The 2,299-nt window shown below is 44.8% G+C and carries 4 protein-coding genes and 1 pseudogene; 1 reads left to right on the forward strand and 4 read right to left on the reverse strand.

Features of this window, described 5'->3' with window-relative positions:
- Together B7Y67_RS15645 and B7Y67_RS15650 are read right to left on the reverse strand one after the other, a co-directional pair.
- Positions 1–216 (reverse strand): annotated as a pseudogene (locus B7Y67_RS15645) (hypothetical protein); the annotation flags it as partial.
- A complete protein-coding gene (locus tag B7Y67_RS15650) occupies positions 213–989 on the reverse strand; it encodes an SURF1 family protein (protein WP_293599431.1) in 777 nt (258 codons plus the stop codon). The pseudogene B7Y67_RS15645 and the gene B7Y67_RS15650, both read right to left, overlap by 4 nt.
- A gap of 20 nt (positions 990–1,009) precedes the next feature.
- Between B7Y67_RS15650 and B7Y67_RS15655 the strand changes: the two genes are divergently transcribed.
- The gene (locus tag B7Y67_RS15655; protein WP_215302142.1) at positions 1,010–1,222 is read left to right on the forward strand and encodes a twin transmembrane helix small protein; all 213 of its coding nucleotides are present in this window, start codon (positions 1,010–1,012) and stop codon (positions 1,220–1,222) included.
- A gap of 65 nt (positions 1,223–1,287) precedes the next feature.
- Here B7Y67_RS15655 and B7Y67_RS15660 read toward each other — a convergent pair whose 3' ends face one another.
- Together B7Y67_RS15660 and B7Y67_RS15665 are read right to left on the reverse strand one after the other, a co-directional pair.
- The gene (locus B7Y67_RS15660; RefSeq protein WP_293599430.1) at positions 1,288–2,142 is read right to left on the reverse strand and encodes a cytochrome c oxidase subunit 3; all 855 of its coding nucleotides are present in this window, start codon (positions 2,140–2,142) and stop codon (positions 1,288–1,290) included.
- 29 nt (positions 2,143–2,171) lie between these two features.
- Positions 2,172–2,288: a DUF2970 domain-containing protein gene (locus B7Y67_RS15665; RefSeq protein WP_293599432.1), complete on the reverse strand. Its 117-nt coding sequence runs from the start codon at positions 2,286–2,288 to the stop codon at positions 2,172–2,174.
- Between the last annotated feature and the right edge of the window lie 11 nt (positions 2,289–2,299).

Raw genomic sequence — 2,299 nt, forward strand, 5'->3', positions numbered from 1 at the left:
AGCAGGATTCATATCTTGCACTGGCTGAACAAGAGTTCCAAAGTTAGTTTTTCCACCCTCTGGCTTAAATACGTAATACGCCAAATAGGAGGCGATGACAGGTGCTGCACAAGCTAGCAATAGAAATAACATCTGCAGCCGGCCGCGGCGGGTCTGCGCATTAATTGCGGAAGAATCCATTTGCGAAGCTGGGATCAATAATTCTTTATCACTCACACTCTATCTCCATTTACCGCTAGCTCTCGCCGGTATTTCATAAGCCCATTGATGAGCCAAAATAAAAATCCAGCCAATGCTAATGCAAACCACTGAAAGGCATAAGCATAATGGCGATCGACTCCATTTGTTGGAGAGGGCCAATTTCTGACTAAACCATCCTCTTTCGAAGAACCAGACTCTCGAACGATGAAAGGTAGCTGCTTCCATTCATGGCTTTGAGTTTCTAATGCCAAATCAAAATTTTGCTCAATTCGAGGCCTAGCTTTGGAATCCCCTTTTTGACCTAATTCATAAACTCTTCCCGGGTGAGGGAATGCAACACCCTCAATAGTCACAATCTCATCGGCTGTCTTGACTGGGGGGAGCTCAATACGATTTTGATTGTTACGAGGCGCCCATCCTCGATTAATCCAAAGAACTGCTTCTTGACCTTCCAACTTCAAAGGCATCATCACATAAAAGCCAGATTGCCCAGAAGCACCAGATCCACCCTCTGGGATAGGACGAGGACGGTTATCTAACCAAACTACCTCATCCTGCACAAACCTTCCCCGAGCAAGAATACGGCGCTCTGAAGCCTGTTCTAAGGTCAAATTATCAGCATTGACATTCAGTACAGGCATTTGTAATTTGGCAGAAAGCGATTCACCTAAGCGGATTTTTTGTTCCGCCCGATTTAACTGCCATATGCCTGCTCCACAGCCCACTAAAATCACTAGAAGGGCTGATAAAGTAGCGACTATACGACTAGTAATTAAGCTAGAAAACATATTCACGGGGGTATTTTGAGATGAAATGGATTATTCCAGTTGCACTGCTAATGATTGTAGGAAGCTTGGGCTCTGCTCTCTACTTCATGATGAAAGACAAAGGTGGGAGCTCAAGAATGGTTCAGTCTCTCATGCTGCGTATTGGACTTTCAATAGTACTCTTCTTGGGAATTTTGATTGCCCACTACTTTGGATACATCGAGGCTAGTGGCGTTCGGGTGGGCACAAACTAAATCCACTCCTAAGCTAGCAAGCATCTAAAGCAAATCGGGGCTTAATGCCCCGATTTTTTATTTCCTTACATCCAGTAAACAGCGATGTACAGACCAAGCCAGACAACGTCAACGAAGTGCCAGTACCAAGCAGCCCCTTCAAACGCAAAATGATTTTCAGCTGTGAAGTCACCACGAATCATTCGACGCAACACAATAGCCAACATTAAGCCACCCAGGAATACGTGGAATCCATGAAAGCCGGTCAACATGAAGAATGTTGAGCCATAAATGCCTGAAGTTAACTTCAGATTCAAGGCATGGTAAGCATGGTAGTACTCATAAATCTGGAAGCCTAAGAAAACAACGCCCAAGGCAACAGTTGCAGCCAAGCCATTGATGGCTTGCTTCATATGACCTTCACGAATCGCATGATGTGCGTAAGTCACAGTCACACCAGAAGACAAGAGCAGCAAGGTATTGATAGTAGGGATTGGCCACGGACCCATAGTCGTGAACTTCTCAACCAATCCTGCAGGGCCATCATTAGGCCAAACCGCTGTGAAATCAGGCCAGAGTAATTTACTTTCAACATCACCCATCCAAGGCATCGCAATATTGCGCGCATAGAACAAAGCCGCAAAGAATGCGCCAAAGAACATAATCTCAGAGAAAATGAACCAAGCCATCGACCAGCGATAAGAAATATCTACGTTGACACCATTCTTACCAGAGTTAGACTCGGCGATGGTATCCCCAAACCAGTTATAGAGAACAAATAAAACCCAGAGAACACCAACCGCAGTAACTGGGCCACCCCAGGCTGCATGGTTTACCCAGCCAGACATTCCAGCGCCAAAAGCAAGCAAGCCTAAAGCTGCTGAGGCTGGATGACCAGATAGTCCAGGAACAAAATAGTAAGGGGTTGAATTGGATGACATCTTATTCTCTCTATTCAATCAAAAAATAATCAATGGGACACAACTGCTTTAACTATCAAGAGGAGTATGCCCATAAAAATTATGGCACCCAAAACTCCCGCAATGACAATATGAACAAAACTTAATGACGCTACATCTTCCTGCAATCCTGATTTTT

It is taken from the genome of Polynucleobacter sp. 35-46-11, assembly GCF_002281105.1.